This is a genomic window from Streptomyces sp. DS1-CR2, from assembly GCF_055760475.1.
On record NZ_CM147085.1, the window covers coordinates 5,594,551 to 5,619,978 of the forward strand.

At 70.1% G+C, this 25,428-nt stretch carries 21 protein-coding genes; 11 read left to right on the plus strand and 10 right to left on the minus strand.

Annotated features, from left to right (window positions below):
- Positions 1 to 16: 16 nt before the first annotated feature.
- From ACY0PA_RS26880 to ACY0PA_RS26890, 3 genes are all read right to left on the minus strand, one after another.
- Entirely contained in the window at positions 17 to 757 is a 741-nt protein-coding gene (locus ACY0PA_RS26880; RefSeq protein ID WP_473080175.1) for a class I SAM-dependent DNA methyltransferase, read from the minus strand.
- Positions 758 to 850: 93 nt separating this feature from the next.
- A complete protein-coding gene (gene fomD, locus ACY0PA_RS26885; RefSeq protein ID WP_473080176.1) occupies positions 851 to 1,543 on the minus strand; it encodes a cytidylyl-2-hydroxypropylphosphonate hydrolase in 693 nt (230 codons plus the stop codon).
- A 73-nt stretch (positions 1,544 to 1,616) separates the two neighbouring features.
- Positions 1,617 to 3,023: a class II fumarate hydratase gene (locus tag ACY0PA_RS26890; protein ID WP_473086444.1), complete on the minus strand. Its 1,407-nt coding sequence runs from the start codon at positions 3,021 to 3,023 to the stop codon at positions 1,617 to 1,619.
- A gap of 125 nt (positions 3,024 to 3,148) precedes the next feature.
- Here ACY0PA_RS26890 and ACY0PA_RS26895 point away from each other — a divergent pair, with 125 nt between their 5' ends.
- On the plus strand, positions 3,149 to 4,672 hold the full coding sequence (locus ACY0PA_RS26895) for a ricin-type beta-trefoil lectin domain protein (protein WP_473080177.1): 1,524 nt from the start codon (positions 3,149 to 3,151) through the stop codon (positions 4,670 to 4,672).
- 73 nt (positions 4,673 to 4,745) lie between these two features.
- Here ACY0PA_RS26895 and ACY0PA_RS26900 read toward each other — a convergent pair whose 3' ends face one another.
- Positions 4,746 to 6,416 (minus strand): fumarate hydratase, encoded by a 1,671-nt coding sequence (locus ACY0PA_RS26900; RefSeq protein ID WP_473080178.1) that lies wholly within the window; start codon positions 6,414 to 6,416, stop codon positions 4,746 to 4,748.
- Positions 6,417 to 6,570: 154 nt separating this feature from the next.
- Here ACY0PA_RS26900 and ACY0PA_RS26905 point away from each other — a divergent pair, with 154 nt between their 5' ends.
- Together ACY0PA_RS26905 and ACY0PA_RS26910 are read left to right on the plus strand one after the other, a co-directional pair.
- On the plus strand, positions 6,571 to 7,239 hold the full coding sequence (locus tag ACY0PA_RS26905) for a DUF1707 SHOCT-like domain-containing protein (RefSeq protein WP_473080179.1): 669 nt from the start codon (positions 6,571 to 6,573) through the stop codon (positions 7,237 to 7,239).
- A gap of 163 nt (positions 7,240 to 7,402) precedes the next feature.
- A complete protein-coding gene (locus tag ACY0PA_RS26910; protein WP_266673737.1) occupies positions 7,403 to 7,780 on the plus strand; it encodes a WhiB family transcriptional regulator in 378 nt (125 codons plus the stop codon).
- A gap of 84 nt (positions 7,781 to 7,864) precedes the next feature.
- Here the strand turns inward: ACY0PA_RS26910 and glpX are convergent, their stop codons facing one another.
- On the minus strand, positions 7,865 to 8,899 hold the full coding sequence (gene glpX, locus ACY0PA_RS26915) for a class II fructose-bisphosphatase (protein WP_473080180.1): 1,035 nt from the start codon (positions 8,897 to 8,899) through the stop codon (positions 7,865 to 7,867).
- A 148-nt stretch (positions 8,900 to 9,047) separates the two neighbouring features.
- Here glpX and ACY0PA_RS26920 point away from each other — a divergent pair, with 148 nt between their 5' ends.
- On the plus strand, positions 9,048 to 9,569 hold the full coding sequence (locus tag ACY0PA_RS26920; protein ID WP_473080181.1) for a DUF4245 domain-containing protein: 522 nt from the start codon (positions 9,048 to 9,050) through the stop codon (positions 9,567 to 9,569).
- A gap of 148 nt (positions 9,570 to 9,717) precedes the next feature.
- Here ACY0PA_RS26920 and ACY0PA_RS26925 read toward each other — a convergent pair whose 3' ends face one another.
- The 4 genes from ACY0PA_RS26925 to ACY0PA_RS26940 all read right to left on the minus strand — a co-directional run bounded on the left by ACY0PA_RS26925 (position 9,718) and on the right by ACY0PA_RS26940 (position 13,565).
- Positions 9,718 to 10,308 carry a malonic semialdehyde reductase gene (locus ACY0PA_RS26925; RefSeq protein ID WP_473080182.1) on the minus strand — a complete coding sequence of 197 codons (591 nt, stop codon included), beginning with the start codon at positions 10,306 to 10,308 and terminating at the stop codon, positions 9,718 to 9,720.
- A 243-nt stretch (positions 10,309 to 10,551) separates the two neighbouring features.
- Positions 10,552 to 10,788, minus strand: a complete 237-nt coding sequence (locus ACY0PA_RS26930) for an exodeoxyribonuclease VII small subunit (protein WP_356277110.1) — start codon at positions 10,786 to 10,788, stop codon at positions 10,552 to 10,554.
- Entirely contained in the window at positions 10,785 to 12,011 is a 1,227-nt protein-coding gene (gene xseA, locus ACY0PA_RS26935; RefSeq protein WP_473080183.1) for an exodeoxyribonuclease VII large subunit, read from the minus strand. The genes ACY0PA_RS26930 and xseA overlap by 4 nt, the downstream gene beginning before the upstream one ends.
- A 168-nt stretch (positions 12,012 to 12,179) precedes the next feature.
- Positions 12,180 to 13,565 carry an APC family permease gene (locus tag ACY0PA_RS26940; RefSeq protein ID WP_473080184.1) on the minus strand — a complete coding sequence of 462 codons (1,386 nt, stop codon included), beginning with the start codon at positions 13,563 to 13,565 and terminating at the stop codon, positions 12,180 to 12,182.
- 98 nt (positions 13,566 to 13,663) lie between these two features.
- On the opposite strand from ACY0PA_RS26940, the gene ACY0PA_RS26945 reads away from it, so the two are divergent.
- Together ACY0PA_RS26945 and ppgK are read left to right on the plus strand one after the other, a co-directional pair.
- A complete protein-coding gene (locus ACY0PA_RS26945; RefSeq protein ID WP_473080185.1) occupies positions 13,664 to 14,662 on the plus strand; it encodes a 4-hydroxy-3-methylbut-2-enyl diphosphate reductase in 999 nt (332 codons plus the stop codon).
- Between the two features lie 30 nt (positions 14,663 to 14,692).
- Positions 14,693 to 15,442 carry a polyphosphate--glucose phosphotransferase gene (gene ppgK, locus ACY0PA_RS26950; protein WP_473080186.1) on the plus strand — a complete coding sequence of 250 codons (750 nt, stop codon included), beginning with the start codon at positions 14,693 to 14,695 and terminating at the stop codon, positions 15,440 to 15,442.
- 51 nt (positions 15,443 to 15,493) lie between these two features.
- Here the strand turns inward: ppgK and ACY0PA_RS26955 are convergent, their stop codons facing one another.
- On the minus strand, positions 15,494 to 16,165 hold the full coding sequence (locus tag ACY0PA_RS26955; protein ID WP_473080187.1) for a DUF6542 domain-containing protein: 672 nt from the start codon (positions 16,163 to 16,165) through the stop codon (positions 15,494 to 15,496).
- A gap of 149 nt (positions 16,166 to 16,314) precedes the next feature.
- Between ACY0PA_RS26955 and ychF the strand changes: the two genes are divergently transcribed.
- From ychF to ACY0PA_RS26980, 5 genes are all read left to right on the plus strand, one after another.
- Entirely contained in the window at positions 16,315 to 17,403 is a 1,089-nt protein-coding gene (gene ychF, locus ACY0PA_RS26960) for a redox-regulated ATPase YchF (RefSeq protein ID WP_473080188.1), read from the plus strand.
- A gap of 281 nt (positions 17,404 to 17,684) precedes the next feature.
- Positions 17,685 to 19,103, plus strand: coding sequence for an ATP-binding protein (locus tag ACY0PA_RS26965; protein WP_473080189.1), 1,419 nt, complete (start codon positions 17,685 to 17,687; stop codon positions 19,101 to 19,103).
- Positions 19,104 to 19,655: 552 nt separating this feature from the next.
- Positions 19,656 to 20,102, plus strand: a complete 447-nt coding sequence (locus tag ACY0PA_RS26970) for a hypothetical protein (protein WP_473080190.1) — start codon at positions 19,656 to 19,658, stop codon at positions 20,100 to 20,102.
- Entirely contained in the window at positions 20,099 to 20,758 is a 660-nt protein-coding gene (locus ACY0PA_RS26975) for a hypothetical protein (protein ID WP_473086445.1), read from the plus strand. The genes ACY0PA_RS26970 and ACY0PA_RS26975 overlap by 4 nt, the downstream gene beginning before the upstream one ends.
- Before the next feature lie 3 nt (positions 20,759 to 20,761).
- Positions 20,762 to 25,426, plus strand: a complete 4,665-nt coding sequence (locus tag ACY0PA_RS26980; protein WP_473080191.1) for a putative T7SS-secreted protein — start codon at positions 20,762 to 20,764, stop codon at positions 25,424 to 25,426.
- Positions 25,427 to 25,428 lie beyond the last annotated feature (2 nt).

The window sequence follows — 25,428 nt, forward strand, 5'->3', positions numbered from 1 at the left end:
CTAACGACGTGCCGCTTCACTTCCCGGCACGCCGGCAGTTGAAGAACAGCTGGTGTTCGGGTGGTACTTCGGTGCTCGCCGGAGCGTACGCGTACGTGTGCTCGCCGGTGATCTCCAGTCCCGCGTCGCGTACGGCCTGGCGCAGCTCGTCCCGCAGGAGTCCCGATACCCGGATTGTGTGCCCCAGGAACGGAATTTCGGCGTCGTCCAGATCGGCCTCGACCATCGACAGGGCGAGCAGCCCGCCCGGCCGGAGCATCGAGCGCAGCAGCCGCAGCGCTGCGGGGATCTCGGTGCGCGGCAGCATCAGCAGCGTGAAGAAGCAGGTGACGGCGTCGAACTCGCCCAACTCGCCCTGCTTCTGGCCCCGTTCGGGTCTCAAAGAGGCGAGGTCCAGCTGATGGAACTCGGCCTCAGGGACATTCTTGCGGGCGAGTTCCAGCATGCCGGCCGACAGGTCCACGCCGACCACAAAGTGCCCCGCGTCGGCCAGTTGACGGCTCGTCGGAACTCCGGTGCCGCAGCCGACCTCGAGCACGCGCGAGCCGGGTGCCAGGCCTGCGAGCAGCGCGTCCACCGCGGCCAACTGGCCCTCCTTGTGCGGGAAGGCGTCGTCGTAGCGGGCGCCGATGGCGTCGAAGGCCTCGGCCTGGCCCGTACGGTCCGGCGCCGGGGTCCGGCGGCCGCTCCCGTACGTCTCGTACCCCTCGCTGCCGTGACTCACGGTCCCGCCGCCCCTCGATGACCTCGTTGACATCGTGTCAGACCTGCTGCAAGCACGAAGAGTTGTACCTGTGTGCACTTGCGGAGGACGATCCTACGTTTGAACCACGGGGGCGCATCAAGGGTCTCATGAGGACACATGCGCGGGCGTACGGTTCCAGTCACCCGGAAGCGCGGGAACCGGCCACGCAGGATCGGGCCGCCAGTGCTGCCAGCCATCGGGGAACGGGTGCCCCCAGTCCTCGATCACCTCGACCGCGGCGCGCCCCGCTCTGCGTACGGATGCGGCCTGCGCCGCGCTCATCAGGCCCGCGATCTGCGCCTGCGCGAACTCGTCCTCGTCGTGCCAGCGCCAGGTGCGGTCCGCGTAGACCGACAGGTCAAGGAAGTGATCTTCGGAGTCCACGCCGCCGGCCCACCGCACCCGCGGCTGCTCCAGGTTCACGTACCAGTTCCTGAACCGCCAGCCCGGCTCCCAGAACAGCCACACCGACCAGGGCTCGCCGGGCCGCGCCAGCTTCAGGACGCCGGTGCCGAACCACCGGTCGCGCAGGACGGTGCGCGGCTTCGTGTACCGGGTGGCCAGGGGCTCCTCGTGCACCGGTGTGCCGTCGGCCAGGACCGGTCTCACGCACTCGGTGCCGGGTGCCAGCCACACGGCGAGCAGCTCGGCGCTGTCCTCGACGACCGTGACGGGGCGGCAGATGTGGAAGCCCTCCCCGCCGTTCGTCCGGTACCGCCACAGAATCCGGCTGCCGGGCGCCCAGCGCCCAACGCTGCCGTCGGTCTCACCTGCCAGAATGCTCGTCCGGTCCGTCATGGACAGATATTAGGTGCCCCCGACACGTGACGCCGCGGTGCGCGTCACGAATTCGGTCAGTCGCCGAACCCTGTTACGGGCGCGTCATCCGCAGGACATCCAGCGCCTCGTCGAGCTGCTCGACCGTGAGGTCGCCGCGCTCCACGTAGCCGCCCTCCAGGACGACCTCGCGGATCGTCCTGCGCTCGGCCAGCGACTTCTTGGCCACCTTCGCGGCCTCCTCGTAGCCGATGTACTTGTTCAGCGGGGTCACCACGGACGGCGACGACTCGGCGTACTCGCGGGCGCGCTCGCGGTGCGCGGTGACGCCGTCCACGGTCCGGTCGGCGAGCAGGCGCGCGACGTTGGCGAGCAGCCTGATCGACTCCAGGACGTTCTTGGCGATGACCGGCAGCATGACGTTCAGCTCGAAGTTCCCCGCGGCGCCCGCGGCGGCGACCGTCGCGTCGTTCCCCGTGACCTGGGCGGCGACCATGAGCACCGCCTCGGGAATGACCGGATTCACCTTGCCCGGCATGATCGACGAGCCCGGCTGGAGGTCCGGCAGGCTGATCTCGGCCAGTCCGGTGCGGGGTCCCGACGCCATCCAGCGCAGATCGTTGGCGATCTTCGTCAGGCCGACGGCGATGGTCCGCAGCTGCCCGCTCGTCTCCACGACGCCGTCGCGCGCGCCCTGCGCCTCGAAGTGGTTGCGCGCCTCGGTCAGCGGCAGGCCCGTGGTCCGCGCCACCTCCGCGATGACGGCGGCCGAGAACCCGGGCGGCGTGTTGATCCCCGTGCCCACCGCCGTTCCCCCGAGCGGCAGTTCGGCCAGGCGCGGCAGCGAGGCCTGCAGGCGCTCGACGCCGTACGCGACCTGCGCCGCGTACCCGCCGAACTCCTGCCCGAGGGTCACCGGTGTCGCGTCCATGAGGTGCGTGCGCCCCGACTTCACGACGTCGGCGAACTCCTCCGACTTGCGCTCCAGGGCCCCCCGCAGATGGCTGAGCGCCGGGATCAGGTCATGGGTGACGGCGGCGGTGGCCGCGATGTGGATCGACGACGGGAAGACGTCGTTCGAGGACTGGGACGCGTTCACATGGTCGTTCGGGTGGACGTCGCGGCCGAGGCGCTCCGTCGCGAGAGTCGCGAGGACCTCGTTGGTGTTCATGTTGGACGACGTGCCGGAGCCGGTCTGGAAGACGTCCACGGGGAACTGGTCGTCCCAGCGCCCGTCGGCGACCTCGCCGGCCGACTCCGCGATCGCCTGCGCGATGTCCTTGTCCACGACCCCGAGCTCGGCGTTCACATGGGCCGCGGCCGCCTTGATGCGGGCGAGCGCCTCGATGTGGGCGCGCTCGAGGCGCTGGCCCGAGATGGGGAAGTTCTCCACGGCCCGCTGCGTCTGGGCCCGCCATTTGGCGTTCGCGGGGACCCGTACCTCGCCCATGGAGTCGTGCTCGATCCGGTACCGGCCGCTGTCGCCGCCGTCGTCATCCATCGCCGTCGTCATCGTCATCCCTCCGTATCCCTCGTGAAACGTGAGCACTTGTCTTGTTCTCGCTATTCCCAAGTCTCTTACTCGCCAGTAAATACCTCGGGTAACACCCAAACCGGGGAGGCGTCATGAACGTCCTGCACCGCACCAGACCCAGCATCAGATGCGCCGTCGCCGTTGTCGCGGCGACGGCCGCCGCACTCGTCGGCCTGACCGTGCCGACCGCGTCCGCGGCACCCGTCGCCGCGGCCGCCGGCCCGCTCCCGCCGGACCTGGAGAAGATCCGCGCGGCCGAGGCCACCAAGCTCTACGGGGACCCGGCCGAACGGCCCCTCGCCGACCGCAGGACCGCCCTCATCTCGCTCGGGGACAGCGAGATCTCGGGGGAGGGCGTCGGCACGTACGAGGCCGGCACGAACGGCCCGGACAACTGGTGCCACCGCTCGCCCGACTCCGCCATCCACCGCACCGGGATCCCGGCCGACGTGACGTACAACGTCTCCTGCTCGGGCGCGTACACCGGCAACATCCGCATCGGCGGCAGCAAGCAGTACGCCGACGAGCTGGTGCAGAGCGACAACCTGGCCATCAAGGCGCGCAACACGAAGATCAAGATGATCGTGCTCGTCGCGGGAGCCAACGACGACCTGCAGTTCGGGCCCGTCATGACCGACTGCGTGACCCGCTACCTCACCCTCCAGGGCCCGTGCGAGCCCAAGTACGCGCCGGGCTGGCAGGCCAGGGTCGACGGGCTCGTGCCCAAGGTCGAGGCGACCGTCGCCGACCTGAAGACCGTGATGCGCGGCGCGGGCTACGCCGACAGCGACTACAAGCTCGTCGTCATGGGCTACCCCAGCCCCATCGGCCCCGACATCCACGACAACCCCGGCTTCCCCGGCAAGCTCCCCGGCGGCTGCCTCGGCTACGACTCCGACGCCGCCTGGGGCCGCAACGCCGCCGTGCCCGCCTTCGAACGCGGCATGCGCAAGGCCGCCCAGGAGTCCGGCGCCGTCTACCTCGACAACTCCCGACTCTTCCACGGCCACGAAGTCTGCATGGAGGACACCTGGGCCCGCGGCCTCTACGTGGACATCTCCAACCCGTTCCCGCCCGACTCCAACTCCGTGCGCCAGTCCTTCCACCCGAACGTGCGCGGCCACGGCGCCTTCGCCTCCTGCCTCACCCAGCTCTACAACTCCGGCTACCAGGAGGCAGGTTGCGCCGATCCGGCCGGCACCGGCACCCCCAAGCTCTACAAGGGCGGCTGGGACGACGCGTACCGGCCACTCAAGAACGCGGGCACCGGCACGTGCGCCGACGCCAAGGGCGCGAGCAGCGCGAACAACACGGCCGTCATCGGCTGGGACTGCTCGGGAACCCGTAACCAGGGCTGGTGGTACGACACGGCCGGCCGGTCCCTGCACTCCGAACTCACCCAGGACCGCTGCGTGGACGTCCCCGGCAGCGCCTACCAGGCGGGCACGGCCCTCGTCCTGTGGAACTGCCACGGCGGCACCAACCAGCAGTTCGTCCGCCAGGGCGACACCCTGCGCCCGGCCGCCTCGACGGGCCTGTGCCTGACCCTCGCCTCGGCGAAGGACAACGTACGGCTCCAGAACTGCGACGGCTCGGCGGGCCAGCGGTTCGCCTGACCTTCCGGCAGACAGCACAAGGGCCGCCCCGCCGTGAAGTCGGCGGGGCGGCCCTTGCGCCGTGCGTCAGGTGTTACGCGAGGCCGGGGCCGCGCACCGGGATGCTGGTGAACGTCGGGGCCGGGGCCGGGTCCTTGAAGAAGTCGTTGCCCTTGTCGTCCACGACGACGAACGCCGGGAAGTCCTCGACCTCGATCTTCCAGACGGCCTCCATGCCGTCCTCCTCGTTGTCCAGGACCTCGATCTTCTTGATGCAGTCCTGCGCGAGGCGGGCGGCCGGGCCGCCGATGGAGCCGAGGTAGAAGCCGCCGTGTGCGTCACAGGCGTCGGTGACCTGCTGGGAGCGGTTGCCCTTGGCGAGCATCACCATGGAGCCGCCTGCCGCCTGGAACTGCTCGACGTAGGAGTCCATGCGGCCGGCCGTCGTCGGGCCGAAGGAGCCGGAGGCATAACCCTCGGGGGTCTTCGCCGGGCCGGCGTAGTAGACCGGGTGGTCCTTCAGGTACTGGGGCATGTCCTCGCCGGCGTCGAGCCGCGCCTTGATCTTGGCGTGGGCGATGTCGCGGGCCACGACCAGGGGGCCGGTCAGGGAGAGGCGGGTCTTGACCGGGTACTTCGTCAGCTCGGCGAGGACGGCGTCCATCGGCTGGTTCAGGTCGATCTTGACGACGTCCTCTTCGGAGGACAGGTGCTCGTCCGTGGTCTCCGGCAGGAAGCGCGCCGGGTCCGTCTCCAGCTGCTCCAGGAAGACGCCCTCGGCGGTGATCTTCGCGACGGCCTGGCGGTCGGCCGAGCAGGACACGGCGATCGCGACCGGGCAGGACGCGCCGTGCCGCGGCAGGCGCACCACGCGCACGTCGTGGCAGAAGTACTTGCCGCCGAACTGCGCGCCGATGCCGATCTTCTGCGTCAGCTCGAAGACCTTCTCCTCCAGCTCCTTGTCACGGAAGCCGTGGCCGAGCTCGGAGCCCTCGGCGGGGATCTCGTCCAGGTAGTGCGCGGAGGCGTACTTCGCGGTCTTCAGCGCGTACTCGGCGGACGTGCCGCCGACGACGATCGCCAGGTGGTACGGCGGGCAGGCCGCCGTACCGAGCGAACGGATCTTCTCCTCCAGGAACTTCATCATCGAGCCCTCGTTGAGGACCGCCTTCGTCTCCTGGTAGAGGAAGGACTTGTTGGCCGAGCCGCCGCCCTTGGCCATGATCAGGAACTTGTAGGCGCCGCCGTCGGCCGCGTACAGCTCGATCTGCGCCGGCAGGTTCGAGCCGGTGTTCTTCTCGTCCCACATGTTCAGCGGGGCCATCTGCGAGTAGCGCAGGTTGAGGTTCTTGTACGCGTCGTAGATGCCGCGGGAGAGGGCCGCCTCGTCGCCGCCCTCCGTGAGGACGTTCTGGCCGCGCTTGCCCATGACGATCGCGGTGCCGGTGTCCTGGCACATCGGGAGCACGCCGGCCGCCGCGATGTTCGCGTTCTTCAGCAGGTCGAGCGCGACGAACTTGTCGTTGCCCGACGCCTCCGGGTCGTCGACGATGCGGCGCAGCTGCGCGAGGTGGGCCGGGCGCAGGTAGTGCTGGATGTCGTGGATCGCCTCTTCGGCGAGCTTGCGCAGCGCCTCCGGCTCGACCTTCAGGAACGTACGGCCGTCCGGCCCCTCGGCGGTGGAGACGCCCTCCGTGGTCACCAGTCGGTACGGGGTGGTGTCCTCGCCCTGGGGGAGCAGATCGGTGTACGCGAACTCAGGCATCTCGCCCATTCCTCTTTCGGCCGGTGGCAGCTGGCATCCGTTGGCAGCGCCAACCAGCGTAGAACCTGACGGCACGGCCGAGCCTGTGAGGTAAGGCTCAGTTCGCGCTGCCGCCCTCTAGTCGCGATCTATCGCGTTTGGGTACGCTGGCCCGGTGGACCTTGAGAAGCGCTCCGAGCAGCCCGCGCCGCAGACCGATCTGCGTGCCTCCGATGCCGACCGCGACCGCACCGCGGAGATCCTGCGCGAGGCCCTGGCGGAGGGCCGGCTCACCGCTGAGGAGCACTCCGAGCGGATCGACGGGGTGTACCGCGCCAAGACCCACGCCGAGCTGGAGCCGCTCGTCAGAGACCTGCCCGGCGCCCACACGCAGCACCGGCCCGCGATCTCGTCGCCGGCCCCGAACCGCCCCGCCACGGGCGCGGTCCCCGCGGTCGCCGACGAGAACCTGGTCGCCGTCTTCAGCACCTCGGCCCGCAAGGGCCGCTGGCGCGTGGGCCGCAGGACGCACGCGTACGCCGTCTTCGGGAACATCGAGATCGACCTCAGCGAGGCGATCTTCGAGTACCAGCAGGTCGTGATCAAGGCCATCTCCGTCTTCGGGAACGTGGAGGTCCGTGTTCCGGAGAACATCTCGCTGCGCGGCAGCGGCGGCGGTGTCCTCGGCAACTTCGAGGTGCACACGCTCGACTCGGCCGACCCGGACGCGCCCGTCGTGTACGTCGACGGCCTCGCGGTCCTCGGCAACATCGAGGCCAAGCCCAAGCGCGGCAAGCGCCTGCGCGATCTGCACGACCGCATGCGCAAACACCTCGACGGCTGACCCGCCTCCGGGACGGCGGACGCGCGAGGGGCGCGCGGCACAAGCACGGCGGCCGGTGGCCGGGGAACTCCCGTCCTTCGGAACTCAGTGCATAGGCGCGCACACAGCGGGTAGAGGTTGCTGCATCGTCGCTCGCTCGCGAAGCCGTCGTCAGGAGTAGGCCGTGCTGCATCCGCCGCATCAGTCCCTGCAGGTCGCCGCCGTCCCCCCGCAGCGGGGGCCAGTGCGAGATCGGGACCAGGACGCCCCGTGGCATACGGAGGCCGTGTGCAGGCGCGACGAAGCCGGCCTTTTCTTCGCCCCGTCCAAGGAGCCGACCGCGGCCCGCCTGTCCCGCGAGGAGGCGGCCAAGCGCGTCTGCGCCCGCTGCCCCGTGATGGTCGAGTGCCGCGAGCACGCACTCCTTCAGCCCGAGCCCTACGGGGTGTGGGGCGGCCTCACCGCCGCCGAGCGCCGCGTGGTGCTCGCCCGCAGGCGCCGGCGCGAGGTCGAGCTCCAGAAGGCGACGAGCGCGGTCGACCAGATCCGCGCGGCCGGCTGACCACCCTCCCGATACGCGAATGGGGCGCCCCTCCGCACAAAGGGCGCCCCGAACGCATAGCGGAAACAACCTGCCGCGCGTGACCTACTTGGCGCGGTCGAAGTCGATCGCACTGTACGCGCGCAGCTTCGACAGCCGGTGCTGCGAGTCGATCTGACGGATCGTGCCCGACTTGGAGCGCATCACCAGCGAGGACGTCGTGGCGCTCTCGGCGCGGTAGCGCACACCGCGCAGCAGCTCGCCGTCCGTGATGCCGGTGGCGACGAAGAACACGTTCTCGCCGGATACCAGGTCGTTCGTCGACAGGACCCGGTCCAGGTCGTGGCCCGCGTCGATCGCCCGCTGGCGCTCCGCGTCGTCCTTGGGCCACAGCTTGCCCTGGATGACACCGCCGAGGCACTTGATGGCGCACGCCGAGATGATGCCCTCGGGGGTGCCGCCGATGCCCAGGAGCAGGTCGACGCCGCTGTCCTCGCGCACCGCGAGCACGGAGCCCGCGACATCGCCGTCGGAGATCAGCTTGATCCGGGCGCCGGCCTCGCGGACCTCCTTGATGATGCCCTCGTGGCGCGGCCGGTCCAGGATGACGACCGTGACGTCCTCGGGGGAGGCGCCCTTGGCCTTGGCGATGCGGCGGATGTTGACCGCCACCGGGGCGTTGATGTCCACGTAGTCGGCGGCCTCGGGGCCCGCGACCAGCTTGTCCATGTAGAAGACGGCGGACGGGTCGAACATGGTGCCGCGGTCGGCGGCGGCCAGGACCGCGACGGCGTTCGGCATGCCCTTGGCGCAGAGCGTGGTGCCGTCGATCGGGTCAACGGCGATGTCGACCTCGGCGCTCGTCCCGTCCCCGACGCGCTCCCCGTTGTAGAGCATCGGGGCTTCGTCCTTCTCACCCTCACCGATGACGACGACGCCGTTCATCGAGACGGTGGAGACGAGGGTCCGCATGGCGCGCACGGCGGCGCCGTCCGCCCCGTTCTTGTCGCCGCGGCCGACCCAGCGGCCGGCGGCCATGGCCGCGGCCTCGGTGACCCGGACGAGTTCCAGGGCGAGGTTCCGGTCGGGAGCCTCCGCGGGGACTTCGAGTTCGGACGGCAGCTGGTGATGCTCGGTCATCGAGACGCACCTTTCTGATACGACGACGGCCGGATGAGGGTGATGCCCAGACTCTATCGTCAGGCTGACAAAATGAGCAGAGGGCCCCACGTTTGAGCAGACCGGGCCCACGTGCGGTGATCGCTCACGTACCTGCGACGATGGGGGCGTGGCAGGTACCAAAGGCAAGAAGACCGTGGGAAGTCTGGTCCTCTCGATGGGCGCGACCGTGCTCGCGGCGGCAGGCATCTACATGTTCGTCCCGCACGACGACTCCGGCACTCCGCCGGTGAAGCGCGTGGACTACCGCGTGGAGCTGCTGACGGCGCGGCGCGCCGCGCCGTACCCGGTGGCGGCGCCCGAGGGGCTGGCGAAGTCCTGGAAGGCGACGTCGGTGCGGTTCCAGGGCTCGGACTTCGACGCCTGGCACCTCGGCTTCCACGACGCCGACGGCCAGTACGTGGGCGTCGAGCAGTCCACGGAGAAGGCGTCGGCCTTCATCGACCGGGCCAGCCAGGGCGCCACCGAGACCAGCGAGACGCAGCGCATCGGCGGCGAGACCTGGCGGCGCTACAAGGGCGGCCAGTACGACGCCCTGGTGCTCAAGGGCGACAAGTCGACGACCGTCGTGACCGGTACGGCGTCGTTCGCGCAGCTGACGAAGATGGCCGGGGCGCTGCGGACGAAGTAGGTATTCCAGGGATCCCGGCGCACGGGATTTCGGGGTTTTCAGGGCTTTCAGGCACTCCGGCGCATGGGAAAGGCCCCTCGGCTGTGGCCGGGGGGCCTTTCTCGTCACGCGTGCGGGAGCACTCGGAGGGAGTGCTCGGCGGGAGCACTCAGACCGTGGTGATGACCTGGTCGTGCTCCAGGCGCGGGGAGCGCGGGAACCAGGCGTCGTCGCCCGGCTTGCCGATGTTGATGACCATCAGCGGGGTGTGGTCGTCGTCCAGGAACTCCTTCTGGACACCGGCGAAGTCGAGGCCGGTCATCGGGCCCGCGGCCAGGCCGGCGGCGCGGACGCCGATGATGAAGTACGCGGCCTGCAGGGTGGCGTTCAGGGCGGCGGCACCCTCACGGACGGGGCGCTCCGCGAAGAAGACGTCCTTGGCCTGCGGGAAGTGCGGGAAGAGCGCCGGGAGCTCCTCGTGGAACTCGTTGTCCGCGGAGAGGATCGCGACCAGCGGGGCGGAGGCCGTCTTCGGCTGGTTGCCCTCGGCCATGTGCCGCACGAGGCGCTCGCGGGCCTCGGGGGAGCGGACCAGGGTGATGCGCAGCGGCGACTGGTTGAACGCCGTCGGACCGAACTTGACCAGGTCGTAGATCGCCTGGACCTGCTCGTCGGTCACCGGCTCGTCGGTGAAGGTGTTCGCGGTGCGGGCCTCGCGGAACAGCAGGTCCTGGGCGGCGGGGTCAAGAACGAGAGACATGGATCAACCTTCTCGATACGTATGTGCTGGGGGTGCGGGCGGTCCGTCGCGACGCTGCGAACGGATCGGCCGATGCACACGACAGTACGTCGGCACCGTTTAACTTTCAACCAAAACCGGAACCCCGTGACCCGCTTCACAAACCCGTGACGCCGCGTCTCGGCCCGCTCACCGTCCGCAGGTCCCCGCCGCTCACTCCTGCCCGCCGCTCACTCCTGCCCGCCGCTCACTCCTCCCCGTCGCTCACTTCTCGTCGTCCGCGCCCCCGTCCGGCCCGGTCTCCGCCAGCGCCGCGTCCAGGCGCGCCCGCGCGCCGTCCAGCCAGCGCCGGCACACCTTCGCCAGCTCCTCGCCCCGCTCCCACAGCGCGAGCGACTCCTCCAGTGACGTGCCGCCCGCCTCCAGCCGCCGGACGACCTCGATCAGCTCGTCCCGCGCCTGCTCGTAGCCGAGCCCGGCCTCGTCGGTCTTCGTGGTCATGCGCTCTCCTGGTTCCCGGTCTCGACCCGTACGGTGAATTCGCCCTCGGCGACCCGCGCCCGCAGCACCTCGTCCGCCGCCACGTCGTCCGCGGCGCGCACGACGTCCCCGTCCGCCTTCTGCAGCACCGCGTAACCCCGCTTGAGGGTCGCGGCGGGTGACAGGGCCACCACGCGCGCGTGCGTGTGCGACAGCTCCGACTCGGCGCGGTCGAGGAGGTGCCCGAGGGTGCGCCGGCCGCGCTCGGCCAGCGCCGTCACCTGCTCCTCGCGCACCTCGATCATGCGGTGCGGGTCCTCCATGACCGGCCGGGCGAGGGCCTGCCTGAGCCCGCGCTCCTCCCGGTCCACGAACGACTCGACGCTGCGCCGCGCCCGGTCCCGCAGCCACTGCACCCGCTCGTACTCCTCGCCGACGTCCGGCACGACCTTCTTCGCCGCGTCGGTCGGTGTGGAGGCGCGCAGGTCCGCGACGTGGTCGAGGAGCGGGTTGTCCGGCTCGTGGCCGATCGCCGAGACGACCGGCGTACGGCAGGCGGCGACCGCCCGGACCAGCTGCTCGTCCGAGAACGGCAGGAGGTCCTCCACGCTGCCGCCGCCGCGCGCCACGATGATCACGTCGACGTCGTCGAGCGAGTCCAGCTCCTTGACCGCCTGCACCACCTGCGGCACGGCATGCACGCCCTGGACCGGCACATTGCGCACCTCGAAGCGGACGGCGGGCCAGCGGTGCCGCGCGTTCTCCAGGACGTCGCGCTCGGCGGCCGACGCGCGACCGCACACGAGCCCGATGAGCTGCGGCAGGAACGGCAGCGGCTTCTTGCGCTCCGGGGCGAAGAGCCCCTCGCCGGCCAGGGACTTCTTCAACCGCTCCAGCCTGGCGAGCAGTTCACCGACCCCCACCGGTCTGATCTCGGAGGCCCGCAGCGACAGCTGGCCGCGCGGCGCGTACCACTCCGGCTTCGCCTGGACGACGACGCGCGCGCCCTCCGTCACGACGTCAGCGACCGCGTCGAACACCTGCCGGTAGCAGGTGACGCCGACCGAGATGTCGTGCGACGGATCGCGCAGCGTCAGGAACACGACGCCGGCGCCGGGGCGCCGGGACAGCTGGGTGATCTGTCCCTCGACCCACACGGCACCGAGCCGGTCGATCCACCGCCCGATGAGCCGCGACACCTCCCCGACGGGCAGCGGGGCGTCCGCGGACGTATTCACAGCCATGCCGGTGAGCGTAGCCGCACCCACCGACAACGCTCCGTGACGCGAAGGACGTACGGAGGGCGTACGAGGGCGTACGGGGATGGGGCGGAGCCCGGGGGTACGGGGAGGGGGCCGGCGCCCGTACGCGCACCGCAGCCGGACGTCCCGTCAGACCGCCCGCGTGCCCCGTCAGACCACCCGTGCGCCCCGCCGCCCCCTCTGCGCCACCAGCACCACGAGCCCCACCGCCAGCCAGATCGCGCCCACCACCTGAGCCGTGCCCGACGCCTCCACGATCACGGCGACCGTGATGGCCGCGCCGAGCACCGGCACGATCAGATGCCGCCACCAGCTGAATGTCCCCGCGCCGCACACCACGAACCAGCCCACCACGCTCGCGTGCAGCAGCACGAACGCCGTGAGAGCGCCGATGTCGACCACCGAGACCAGATGGTCGAGGCCGTCGTCCCTGCGGGCCGCCCAGACCGCCGCCACCAGCGTCACCACCGCCGCGCACAGCAGCGCGACCCGCGGCACCCCGGAGTCCGTCCGCGACAGGGCCTTCGGCAGCCGCCGGTCGCGGGCCATCGCAAAGAGCAGCCGCCCGGCCGCCGCCTGCCCGGCCAGTGCCGCGAACGCCGCGCCGATCGCCTTGCTGAGCGCCACCAGGTCGTGCAGCCACCTGCCGACCGACACGTCGATCGCGTCGTAGAACGCGGACCCCTGCTTGGCCGGGGCAGCGGCGAGCTCCGCCGACGACACCGGTTCGAGCAGCGCCACGAGATACGTCTGCGCGATGAACAGGACACCCGCGAGCGCCAGACAGAACAGCACCGCCCGCGCCACCTTCGCCGAGCCGCCCGTGACCTCCTCCGCGAACGACACGATCGCGTCGAAGCCCAGATACGACAGCACGGCGACGGACACCGCGCCGACGACCGCCGACAGCGCGAACGCGCCCCGCGAGCCGTCCCCTGTCAGCGGCGACAGCCAGCCGCGCTCCGCCCCGTCGCGTACGAGTACGACGATCGCCGACGCGAGGAACACGAGCAGCACGACGATCTCCATCGCCAGGACCGCGAAGCCGACCCGGGCCGCCGCCCGCACGCCCCACAGGTTCAGGAGCGTCGTGATGATCACGGCAAGCGCCGTCCACACCCAGCGCGACACCGACGGCACCAGCGCGTTCATCGCGATCCCGGAGAAGAGATAGGCGACCGCCGGGATGAGCAGGTAGTCGAGCATCGCCATCCACCCGGCGATGAACCCCGGCGCCTCACCGAGCCCCACGCGCGCGTAGGTGAAGACCGAGCCGGCCTGCGGGGCGACCCGAACCATCTGCGCGTAGCTGAACGCGGTGAACGCCATCGCGACGGTCGCGACGACGTACACGAGTGCGACAGCGCCGTGCGACTTGGCGTCGAGGGTGCCGAAGACGCCTACGGGGGCCATCGGGGCGATGAACAGGAGCCCGTAGACGACGAGGTCCCGGAAGCCGAGGCTGCGCCGCAGCGTGTCCTCTTCTGCGGGAGGCTGTCCTTCTTCCCCGGCTGGTGGAGCGGTGTGGGCGGACATCGGGCCTCCGTTTGTCGCGCACGTCGTCGCGCACGGGCCTCCAGTCTCGCCAAACGGTGGATCTCTGACCTGTTGGACGCGGCCTTACGATGGTGGGCATGACTGCTACGACTGGCCCCCGCCGCGTCCTGCTCGCCGCCCCCCGGGGCTACTGCGCCGGTGTGGACCGTGCCGTGATCGCCGTCGAGAAGGCCCTTGAGCAGTACGGGGCCCCGATCTATGTCCGCCACGAGATCGTCCACAACAAGTACGTCGTGCAGACCCTGGAGCGGAAGGGCGCCATCTTCGTCGAGCGGACCCAGGAGGTCCCCGAGGGCTCCATCGTGATGTTCTCGGCGCACGGCGTCGCGCCCGTCGTCCACGACGAGGCCGCGGCCGGCAAGCTCGCCACCATCGACGCGACCTGCCCGCTCGTCACCAAGGTCCACAAGGAAGCCGTCCGCTTCGCGAAGGAGGACTACGACATCCTCCTGATCGGCCACGAGGGACACGAAGAGGTCATCGGCACCTCGGGCGAGGCCCCCGACCACATCACGCTGGTCGACGGCCCGGAGGACGTGGCGAACGTGGAGGTGCGGGACGAGTCGAAGGTCGTCTGGCTCTCCCAGACCACGCTCTCCGTGGACGAGACCATGGAGACGGTCGACGCCCTCAAGACCAAGTTCCCGAACCTGCTCTCGCCGCCCAGCGACGACATCTGCTACGCCACGCAGAACCGCCAGATCGCGGTGAAGAAGCTGGCCGAGGACGCCGAGCTCGTCATCGTCGTCGGCTCCAAGAACTCCTCGAACTCGATCCGCATGGTCGAGGTCGCCCTGGAGGCCGGCGCGCCCGCCGCCCACCTGGTGGACTTCGCCGCCGAGATCGACGAGACCTGGCTCGAGGGCGTCACCACGGTCGGCCTCACCTCCGGCGCCTCGGTCCCCGACGTGCTGGTGGACGGCGTACTGGAGTGGCTGGCCGAGCGGGGTTACGCCGACGTGGAGACCGTGAAGACCGCCGAGGAGTCCATCACCTTCTCGCTGCCGAAGGAACTCCGCCGTGACCTGCGCGCGGAGGCCGCCGCCCTCACGGGAGACGGCTCTTCCGAGGAGTGACGTTCAGCCACTCGTCGTAACGTGGTGTCCATGCAGATCTTCGGCGTGGACATCGGCGGATCAGGGATCAAGGGCGCACCCGTAGACCTGGACCGCGGAGACCTGGCACAGGAGCGGTTCAAGGTCCTCACCCCGCACCCGGCCACCCCCGACGGCGTGGCCGACGGGGTGAAAGAGGTCGTGGAGCACTTCGGCACCCGGCCCGACCGGGTCGGCATCACCTTCCCCGGCGTCGTCACGGGCGGCGCCACGATCCGTACGGCAGCCAATGTCGACAAGTCGTGGATCGACGTCGACGCCCGCGCCCTCCTCGGCGAGCGGCTCGGCGGGCTCCCCGTGACGGTCCTGAACGACGCGGACGCGGCGGGCGTCGCCGAGATGCACTTCGGCGCGGGCCGCGGCCGCAAGGGCGTGGTCCTGCTCCTCACCTTCGGCACCGGCATCGGCAGCGCCCTGTTCTTCGAGGGACAGCTCGTCCCGAACACCGAGCTCGGCCATCTGGAGCTGCACGGCCACGACGCCGAGAAGCACGCCTCGACGAAGGCGAAGGAAGACCACGACCTGACCTGGGAACACTGGGCACACCGGGTCCAGAAGTACCTGGCGCACGTCGAGATGCTGTTCTCGCCCGAACTCTTCATCATCGGCGGCGGCGTCAGCCGCAAGGCCGACAGATTCCTGCCCCTGATCAAGGGCATCAAGGCGGAAATCGTCCCGGCGCAGCTGCAGAACAACGCGGGGATCGTGGGGGCGGCCATGGCGGCGGCGCAGCAGAAGTAGAGGTATCAGAGGCAGAGGTAGCAGAGGTAAGGGGCGCGGGACCCCTGGCCTTCAGGCCGTATGCCGCCGGGGGCGCGGGGCCGAGGTCACCCTTTGTGCCGGCGTGCCGGGGGAGCCGGCGCGGGCGTGGGCGAGGGCCCGGCGGCGGGCCGCGCGACGGGCCATGTGGCGGATGCCGCGCACGGTCACGACGAGTCCGGCGACGAGCGTGCCGCCGTAGAGCCAGCCGGCGTGCATCGCCAGGGCCGTCACCAGCCCCATCACCTGCCCGCCGAGCCCGCCCGAGCCGTCAGCCACCGGCAGGATCCCGACGGCGAAGCCGATCGGCACGGCGACGGGCGCGGCCACCAGGTCGGCGGGCCGCACCCACCTCGCGGTGAGCGTGCTCACCAGCAGGAACAGCACCCCGTACACGATGATCGAGCCGCCGAACAGCAGTGCGTCCAGGCAGGCGAGCGCGAACATCGAGGCCGTGCAGAACAGCCCGCTGCCCAGGCCGGTGAGGCGCGGATCGGGGAAGCGGCGCAGCGCGAGGACGACCGGGGGCGCGGGGCGCGGCGCCGTGCCGCCGCCCTTGCCCGACGCCCGGTACACCGTTCCGGAACGGGGCCCGGAGGGCCCGTCGCGTCCGTCGCTGCCGCCCTGCGCCTGCGGGGGGAGCGGGGGCGTGCGGCGGGTCCGGTTCTGCGGGACGCGCGGCGGAGTGCGACTGGGTTGTTCCACCGCACCAACTTAGGTCGGGTTATGTGTGGAATCCGCTCCGGGACACGCGGTTTCGCCGACCTTGGCCAAGCGTTCGATACGGCGCCGGGGGGTGGCGCGGCACGCCGTAGACTAGGGGTCCTCCATCCTCACGTACGGGAAGTCGCAACGTGTCGCTCACGATCGGAATCGTCGGCCTGCCGAATGTCGGCAAGTCGACCCTTTTTAACGCCCTGACCAAGAACGACGTGCTGGCGGCCAACTACCCGTTCGCCACGATCGAGCCGAACGTGGGCGTGGTCGGTGTCCCCGACCCCCGCCTCGCCAAGCTCGCCGAGGTCTTCGGCTCCCAGAAGATCCTCCCGGCGACGGTCGACTTCGTCGACATCGCGGGCATCGTGCGCGGCGCCTCCGAGGGTGAGGGCCTGGGCAACAAGTTCCTCGCGAACATCCGCGAGTCGGACGCGATCTGCCAGGTCATCCGCGCCTTCAAGGACGAGAACGTCGTGCACGTCGACGGCAAGGTCTCGCCCAAGGACGACATCGAGACGATCAACACCGAGCTGATCCTCGCGGACCTCCAGTCCGTCGAGAAGCAGGTCCCGCGCCTCCAGAAGGAGTCCCGCCTCCAGAAGGAGAAGGTCGCGGTGCTCGCCGCGGTCGAGGAGGCGCAGAAGATCCTCGAGTCCGGCACGACGCTCTTCGCCGCGGGCATCACCGCCGGCACGGAGAAGGGCCGCCTGCTCCACGAGCTGCACCTCCTCACCACCAAGCCCTTCCTCTACGTGTTCAACGTGGACGAGGACGAGCTGGTCGACGAGGACTTCAAGAACGAGCAGCGCGCCCTGGTCGCCCCCGCCGAGGCGATCTTCCTCAACGCCAAGATCGAGTCCGAGCTGATCGAGCTCGACGACGACGAGGCGCTCGAACTCCTCCAGTCGATGGGCCAGGAAGAGCCCGGCCTGGCCACGCTCGGCCGCGTCGGCTTCGACACTCTCGGCCTCCAGACGTACCTGACGGCAGGCCCGAAGGAAACGCGCGCCTGGACCATCAAGAAGGGCGCCACGGCCCCCGAGGCAGCCGGCGTGATCCACACCGACTTCCAGAAGGGCTTCATCAAGGCGGAGGTCATCTCCTTCGGCGACCTGATGGAAACGGGCTCGGTCGCGGAGTCCCGCGCCAAGGGCAAGGCGCGCATGGAGGGCAAGGATTATGTGATGCAGGACGGGGACGTGGTGGAGTTCCGCTTCAACGTGTAGCGGGTGACATCTCACCACGTCGCTGATCTGGCAAACATGCAGGTCAGAGAGGGTCCGACTCTTCGGGGTCGGGCCCTTAGTTTTTTCCCGTGCTGGGATGGTGCTGGGATAGCTGGCCCCTCGTCACCTGTCATGACCGCACGGCCCACCGCGTGCTCGTGCACCCGCTTGGGCTGGAGGTGATTCGAAGCCGTGGCCATGAGCGACAACCGGCGATGGTTAGATGCTAACCTAAATGTTAGTAACATCGTTGTTGGTGTCATGCGCGGAGGTCGGCGGACATGGTTGATTTCGTAGGCCGTCGCCAGGAGCTGGCGACGCTGGAGCGAGAGCTGCAGAAGGTGGCGGCAGGGGTTGGCGGGGAGCGGCCCGGTCGGTGCGTGATGTTGCGTGGGCGGCGCCGGGTGGGCAAATCGCGATTGGTCGAGCGGTTTGCGGAGCGCTCCGGAGCTCCGTTCTTGTTCTATGCGGCGACCGGTGCGTCCCCCAGGGATGATCTGGCACGGTTGGCCCGGGACGCCCAAGCATCGACGCTGCCGTTGGCGGGGCTGGTGGCCGCCGCACGGCCGGAGAGCTGGGACGCCGCGTTCGATGTGCTGGCTGCTGCGCTGCCCGCCGACCGGGCGAGCGTGCTGGTCATCGACGAGGTGCCGTACCTGATGGACGCCGATGGCGCCTTTGAGGGGATGCTGCAACGGGCCTGGGACCGGGTACTGGAGACCAAGCCGGTGCTGCTGGTCCTCATCGGCTCCGATCTGTCGATGATGGAGGCACTGAACAGCTATGGACGACCCTTCCATCAGCGCGGCCGGGAGATGGTGCTGGGACCGCTGAACCCCGCCGAAGTGGGGCAGATGCTCGGCCTTGATCCGGCGGAAGCCTTCGACGCCGCGCTGGTCACCGGCGGGCTGCCGCTGATCTGCGCGGAGTGGCCGCGAGGCGCAGGGCTGTGGGACTTCCTCGGTGAGGCGCTGAGCGACCCGGTCTCGGCCCTGCTGGTGTCGGCCGAGCGTTCGCTGGCTGCCGAATTTCGCCCGCAGGCTCAGGCGCGTACGGTGCTGGCGGCTATCGGCAGTGGTGAGCGGACCTTCACCAACATCGCTCGTGCAGCCGGCGGAATCGGGGCCACGCCGCTGCAGCGAGCGCTGGAACTGCTCACGGATAAGCGGATCGTCGCTGCGGAGCTGCCCGTATCGCTGCGTCCGTCGAAGGATCGCCGCTACCGGGTGACGGATCCCTACCTGCGGTTCTGGCTGCACCTGCTCGGCCCCTCCATGGAGGAGATCGAGCGCGGGCGGGGCGATCTGACCTTGGCGCGGATCCGGGAGAACTGGACCAGCTGGCGCGGCCGGGCCGTCGAGCCCCTTGTCCGCGAGGCCCTGGCGCGGATGCTGCCCGACGATCGGCTGCCCGCGGCCCCCGCAGTGGGCGGCTACTGGACCCGTACCAACGACGTCGAGATCGACATCGTCGGGGCGGATCGCGCCCCCATTGCCAAGGAGCTGCTCTTCCTCGGCTCCATCAAGTGGCTGGAGCAGTCGCCCTTCGACCGGCACGACCTGGCAGCTCTCCATCGACACCGGGCCGCCCTCACCGACGAACCTGTTCCAGTCGTGGCGGTTTCGCGCAGTGGGGTCGACTGTCCGGGACTTGACGCCACCTACGGTCCCGGCGATTTGCTGACCGCCTGGCCGCTGTGAGTGGCGGATGGCAGGCGCGGCACGGGAGTTGGGGAGTGTGATCAGGCTGAACAGACGTTGCGGAGAAGTCCTTCGGACCTCCGCCCCTTGCCGGCGCTGTTGCGTAGCGGCGTTGGCGATCCTGAGCCCTCTCGTACTTTGTCGCGGAACCCGTGCCGGGATGGTGCTGGGTTTTCTGAAAGACCGTCACTGTTTATCTGATGGTCCGTCACCCATTTGGCTTCGCTGGAGTCGCTGTGAGCGCAGCCGCAAGGCGCTCTTTCCGCTGAGCAAGAAGGCCGACGATGATCACGAGGCCATCGAGATCGTCTCCAGTCACGGCAACGCTGTGCTCGTCTCGGCCGAGGATTCGGAAGTGGCCGTCCTGCCCGGAGCGAGCTCGCGCAGGAGCATGAGCAGGACCTGTGGCCCGGGAGCTTCCGGTGCGGGAAGCTTCGTATTCCTTCCTCTGGTCGGGAACGGCATGGGGCAGGTGGCCGGGAACCGTCGGATGTGGGTGGGACGTGTTTCCTGGGAAGACTCGTTGTTGCCGATGCCGGGGGAGGCAATGAAGTGGGTGACGGGAATGCGCTCGCCGAGCAGATCGCCGAGCGGCGGGCGGGAGCGGGTGATCCACGGGCGCTCCTCGGGGAGCTGAGGCGGGCCAGGATGCTCGTGCCGCTGGACCGGGGCGGTCTGTGGACGGGGCATCTCGGCGGTGTGCGCTGGGTGTTCGCGTTCACCGGCGAGGAGGCCCTGGCCCGCTTCGCGCAAACGCGGGCGCGGGAGTCCGGGAGCGGCCAGGACAGCGCGAGACCCTGGGAGTTCGCCGAACTGCTCGGCGCCCGGCTGCTCGACGAGATCGTCCCGGCGATGGGCGAACCCGCGGGCGTCGCCGTCGATGTGGCGGACCCCGACGGGTCCATGCTCTTCCCGCCCGCCATGGGCATTGTTCCGGACGCAGCCGCCGTCGACACACCGGACAAGCTCGCCGGCGGGACCGCAGGGGGTGCCGTCTGATGGGCGACGGGGCGAAGGATCTCGGTGTCGACCACTTCACCGTCCAGCGGCTCACCCAGGGCATAGGCGACGCGATCGGTGAGCTGAAGGAGATCGGCACGAGCACCGGAGGGGTGCTCGGCAAGGGCTTCTCCGAAATGGCGATGACCGGCATGGAAGCCGGGCACCACGGCCTGTCCGTGGACTTCGAGGACTTCTGCGAGCGGTGGGAGTGGGGCGTGCGGGCGCTGGTTCAGGACGCCAGCGCCATCGCGGCGAAGCTCGGCCTGGCCGCGGGCGTGCTGTGGGAGGAGGACCGGTACGTCGAGAGCGCGCTGAAGTACGGCGTCAACTCGATCGCCGGCGGCAGCCCGTACGCCTCCGAGGAGGACATCGCCAAGCAGGGCTGGGGCGACGTGCTCACACCGGACGCGCTGAACCCGGACTGGAGCGCCCAGTCATGGGACCACGCCGGTGACGAGATGGGCCAGACCTGGAAGGACACCGGGCGCGCGCTGGTCACCGAGGGGCAGGGCGGCGAACAGTCGCGCAGGCTCAACGACCTCTTCGGCATCGACCAGGACGACTTCGACAAGGCCGTCGACGACACCTTCGGGCCGTCGCCCGAGGAGCGGGCCCAGCAGCAACAGCAGCAGAACGACACCGGGGGGAACTGACGTATGGGCATCGGGGACATCGTCAGTGATCTCACGCCGGACGTCGTCGAGGACGCGGTCGAGGACGGCGTCGAGTGGGCCGGCAACCGGGTGGAGGACGCCGGCAACTGGACGGCGGACCGGCTCGATGACGTCGGCTGGGAGTCCGGTGCGGACTGGGTGCGCGAGCAGTCGCGTTCCCTGGCGAACCGGATGGGTGCCGAGGTCGACGAGATGGACCTCGGGCAGACCGAGGACAAGACCAAGCTCATCTACGGCTCGCCGGGCAAGCTGCGCTCCACCGCGTCCCACCTGCGTGACTTCACGAATGCGTTCAACGACGTCGGGCTCGGTCTCGAAGGGCTCGAGTCGGACTCGCTGCAGGGTGAAGCCGCGGAAGCGTTCCGTAAGACGGTGAAACTGGAGCCGCGCAAGTGGTTCAAGGGCGCGGACGCGTTCGAGGACGCGACGAAGGCGCTGGAGTCGTTCGCGGACACGGTGACCTGGGCACAGGGCCAGGCGCAGCTCGCGATCGACAAGTGGAAGGAAGGCACGAAGTCCTCGGCGGACGCCCTGGACGCGCACAAGAAGAAGGTCGACGACTACAACAACGCCGTCGACAAGTACAACGCGACGCCCGACGACAAGCGTGATCCCGCCACCCTGCCGGCGAAGCCGGGCGAGTTCTCCGACCCCGGCAAGGGGTTGATGCAGGAGGCGCAGGACATCCTCACCGAGGCGCGCAAGCAGCGGAACTCCGCCGCCGAGACCGCCCGCAAAGCCGTGCAGAAGGCCCGGGACGCGGCCCCGCCCAAGCCCTCCTACAGCGAACAGCTCAAGGACGGGCTCGACGAGTACGAACTGATGAAGACCCACTTCACGATGGGTGTGGTCAAGGGCGCCACGGGCATCGTGAACTTCGTCCGGGGCCTCAACCCGCTGGACCCGTACAACATCACGCATCCCGCCGACTACGTCATGAACCTCAACAGCACCGTCGCCGGACTCGTCCAGGTCGCCAACGACCCCTGGGGCACCGGCAAGCAGATGCTGGACGATTTCATGAAGGACCCGGCGGAAGGGCTCGGCACGATGGTGCCGGACGCGATCCTCACCGCCGCGACGGGCGGCGCCGGAGCCGCCGCGAAGGGCGCGAGGCTCACGGACGAGCTCGCGGACGCCGCCAGGGCGCGCCGTGCCAAGAGGCTCAGGGAGACCGTCCGCAGGCCCGACGGCAAGCGGTGCGGCCGTGAGCCCGTCGACTTCGCGACCGGCCGCATGTTCCTGCCGCAGGAGGACGTACTGCTGCCGGGCAGCCTGCCGCTGGCGTTCCGCAGAGACTTCGAGTCCTCGTACCGGGCGGGCCGCTGGTTCGGCGAGAGCTGGTCGTCGACGATCGACCAGCGCCTGACCGTCGACCCGATCGGTGTCGTCTTCCACGGTGAGGACAACCTGCTCGTCCCGTATCCGCACCCCGCCCCCGGCACCCCGGTGCTCCCCGAGGCGGGGCCGCGCTGGCCGCTGGAACGGCACACCGACGGCAGTTACTCGCTCACCGACCCGGACACGGGCATCGTCCGGCACTTTCTCGCCCCGCCCGGCACGGAGCCGGGAGACAACGGCTGCGCGCCGCTCGCCGAGATCGCCGACCGCAACGGGCACACGATCATCGCCGAGTACGACGCGGAGGGAGCCCCGCTCGCCCTCACCCACTCGGGGGGCTACCGCCTCACGTTCACCACGGAGAACCGCCGGATCACGTCGCTGAGCCTCGGCGGCACCGAGATCGCCAGGTACGGATACAGCGAGGAAGGCCATCTCGCCGAGATCACCAAGTCCTCCGGCATCCCCACCCGGTTCGCCTACGACACCGAAGGCCGCATCGTCGCCTGGACCGACACGAACGACTCCAGCTACAGCTTCGTGTACGACGACCGGGACCGGTGCGTGTCCCAGACCGGCGCCGAGGGGCACCTGGCGTCGGAGTTCCACTACAGCGACCCGCACCCCGACACCGGCCTGACCACCACCACGGTCACCGACTCCCTCGGCCACACCTGGCGCTACTCGGTCAACAGCCACCTCCAGGTCGTCGCCGAGACCTGGCCCACGGGCGCGACGATCCGCTACGCCTACGACCGCGACGACCGGCTGCTGTCCCGTACCGACCCCCTCGGCGCGCGCACCGAGTTCCGCTGGGACGACGAGGGCCGTCTCGTCTCGACGACCTGTCCCGACGGCAGCGTGCAGACGGCGGCCTACAGCGGCGACGGCCGCCCGGTCGAGCTGGTCCAGCCGGGCGGGCTGCGCTGGAAGCAGGAGTTCGACGAACGCGGCAACCGGGTCGCGGTCACCAACCCCGCCGGGCGCACCACCCGTTACACCCACGACGCGCTCGGCCACATCACCTCGGTCACCGACCCCCTCGGCGCCACGACCCTGCTGCGCCACAATGCCGCGGGCCTGCTCATGGCCCAGACGGCCCCGGACGGCGGCACGACGGCGTACGTGCGGGACGCCTTCGGCCGGATCACCGAGCGCACCGGACCGAGCGGTGCCGCCGCACGCTTCGAGTGGACCACTGAGGGCCGGCTCGCGCGGTTCACGGGCCCGGACGGCGCCGTGGAGTCGTGGACGTACGACGGCGAGGGCAACTGCCTCCGCCACACCGACCCCGAGGGCTCCACCACGACCTTCGAGTACACCCACTTCGACCTGCTCACGGCCCGCGCCGACCCCGACGGCACCCGCCACGAGTTCACGCACGACACCGAGCTGCGCCTCACCGAGGTCCGCAACCCCCTGGGCCTGCGGTGGAGTTACACCTACGACCCGGTCGGCCACCTCGTCGCCGAGACCGACTTCGACGGCCGCACCCTCGCCTACGACGTCGATCCGCTCGGCCGGGTGCTGACCCGTACCACCCCGCTCGGCGCGGCCGTCCGCTACGAGCGGGACCTGCTCGGCCAGGTCGTCCGCAAGGACGCCGGCGGCGCCGTGACGACGTACGAGTACGACCCCGCGGGCAGGCTGCTGCGGGCCATCGGGCCCGACGCGGAGCTGACGTACGCGTACGACCGCCGGGGCCACGTCAAGACCGAGTTGACCGACGGGCGTGCGCTGTCGTTCTCGTACGACGCGGCCGGGCGTCGCACCCGGCGCGTCACCCCGGGCGGCCATGTCACCTCGTACACGCACGACAGCGCGGGCCGTGCCGCCGCGCTGACCGTCGCCGGCCACGACATCGTGTTCACGCGTGATGCCGCGGGGCGCGAGCTGACCCGCAGCGTCGGGGAGACGCTGACGCTGACGTCGGACTGGGACGACGCGGGCCGGCTCACCGCCCAGGAGATCGCGCGCGGCGGCCACCGGCTGAACCTGCGGACGTACGCCTACCGCGAGGACGGTCATCTCGTCGCGGTCGACGACACCCTGCGCGGCCCGCGCCGAATCGGCCTGGACGCGACGGGCCGCGTCACCGCCGTCACGGCCGACCGGTGGAGCGAGTCCTACGCGTACGACAGCGGCGGAAACAACATCTCCGCCGCCTGGCCGGACCGCCACGCCAGTGGCGACGCACGCGGTGAGCGCGCCTACACCGGCACCCGGATCACGGAGGCCGGGGCCAACCGCTACGTGCACGACGACGCCGGCCGGCTGATCCGCCGCTCGAAGACCCGGCTGTCGAAGAAGCGTGACGTGTGGACGTACGCGTACGACGCCGAGGACCGGCTCACCGAGGTCACGACCCCGGACGGCACCCTGTGGCGCTACCGGTACGACCCGCTCGGCCGGCGCATCGCCAAGGAGCGCATGGCGGCCGACGGCGAGGCGGTGGCCGAGCGCACGCGCTTCGTCTGGGACGGTCCCGTGCTCGCCGAGCAGACCACGGAGCTCCCCGGCGAGCTGTCGCACCACACCACGCTGAGCTGGGACCACGAGGGCCTGACCCCGGTCGCCCAGACCGAACGGCTCACCGACGCGGCCACCCTGGGGGAGATCGACGCGCGGTTCTTCGCGATCGCGACCGACCTCATCGGCACTCCGACCGAGCTCATCGACGAGGACGGGCGCATCGCCTGGCAGAGCCGCACCACGCTGTGGGGCATCACGACCTGGAACGCCGACGCGTCCGCGTACACGCCACTGCGGTTCCCCGGCCAGTACTTCGACCCGGAGACCGGCCTCCACTACAACCACCACCGCTACTACGACCCGCAGACTGCCCGGTACACCACGCCCGACCCGCTGGGCCTCGCGCCCGCGCCCAACCCGACGGCGTACGTGCACAACCCGCACCGGTTCAGCGATCCGCTGGGCCTCGCGCCGTACGAGGACAACGGGGGGCTCGGCGATCTCCACGAGGTCAACAAGCCCGACCCCGACGCGGACAAGCTCGCCGAGAAGCTCGGCGGAGAACCCCGCAGGAGGTTCGCGAACGACCCGGACGGACGCGAGTTCGACGCGATCAGCGACAAGTACGTGGCCCAGGCGAAGCCCGCGGACTTCACCCTGAACAAGAAGTTCCGCAAGCAGGCGCAAGCCACCTTCGAGGCGGCGATCCAAAGTGGCCGCACGCCGTACTTCCAGTTCGACGGACCGCCCGGACCAGGCGTGATCGATAAGCTCCAGGAATACGGGCGCCGGTACGGCGTCGAGCCGGTGATCGACACGACTCCGCTGGAGTGAGG

Excerpts from the sequence above, each read along its gene's own strand:
- ACY0PA_RS26880 (WP_473080175.1), bottom strand. The coding sequence starts at position 757 with ATGTCAACGAGGTCATCGAGGGGCGGCGGGACCGTGAGTCACGGCAGC.
- fomD (WP_473080176.1), bottom strand. The coding sequence starts at position 1,543 with ATGACGGACCGGACGAGCATTCTGGCAGGTGAGACCGACGGCAGCGTT.
- ACY0PA_RS26890 (WP_473086444.1), bottom strand. The coding sequence starts at position 3,023 with ATGGATGACGACGGCGGCGACAGCGGCCGGTACCGGATCGAGCACGAC.
- ACY0PA_RS26895 (WP_473080177.1), top strand. The coding sequence starts at position 3,149 with ATGAACGTCCTGCACCGCACCAGACCCAGCATCAGATGCGCCGTCGCC.
- ACY0PA_RS26900 (WP_473080178.1), bottom strand. The coding sequence starts at position 6,416 with ATGCCTGAGTTCGCGTACACCGATCTGCTCCCCCAGGGCGAGGACACC.
- glpX (WP_473080180.1), bottom strand. The coding sequence starts at position 8,899 with ATGACCGAGCATCACCAGCTGCCGTCCGAACTCGAAGTCCCCGCGGAG.
- ACY0PA_RS26925 (WP_473080182.1), bottom strand. The coding sequence starts at position 10,308 with ATGTCTCTCGTTCTTGACCCCGCCGCCCAGGACCTGCTGTTCCGCGAG.
- ACY0PA_RS26930 (WP_356277110.1), bottom strand. The coding sequence starts at position 10,788 with ATGACCACGAAGACCGACGAGGCCGGGCTCGGCTACGAGCAGGCGCGG.
- xseA (WP_473080183.1), bottom strand. The coding sequence starts at position 12,011 with ATGGCTGTGAATACGTCCGCGGACGCCCCGCTGCCCGTCGGGGAGGTG.
- ACY0PA_RS26940 (WP_473080184.1), bottom strand. The coding sequence starts at position 13,565 with ATGTCCGCCCACACCGCTCCACCAGCCGGGGAAGAAGGACAGCCTCCC.
- ACY0PA_RS26945 (WP_473080185.1), top strand. The coding sequence starts at position 13,664 with ATGACTGCTACGACTGGCCCCCGCCGCGTCCTGCTCGCCGCCCCCCGG.
- ppgK (WP_473080186.1), top strand. The coding sequence starts at position 14,693 with ATGCAGATCTTCGGCGTGGACATCGGCGGATCAGGGATCAAGGGCGCA.
- ACY0PA_RS26965 (WP_473080189.1), top strand. The coding sequence starts at position 17,685 with ATGGTTGATTTCGTAGGCCGTCGCCAGGAGCTGGCGACGCTGGAGCGA.
- ACY0PA_RS26980 (WP_473080191.1), top strand. The coding sequence starts at position 20,762 with ATGGGCATCGGGGACATCGTCAGTGATCTCACGCCGGACGTCGTCGAG.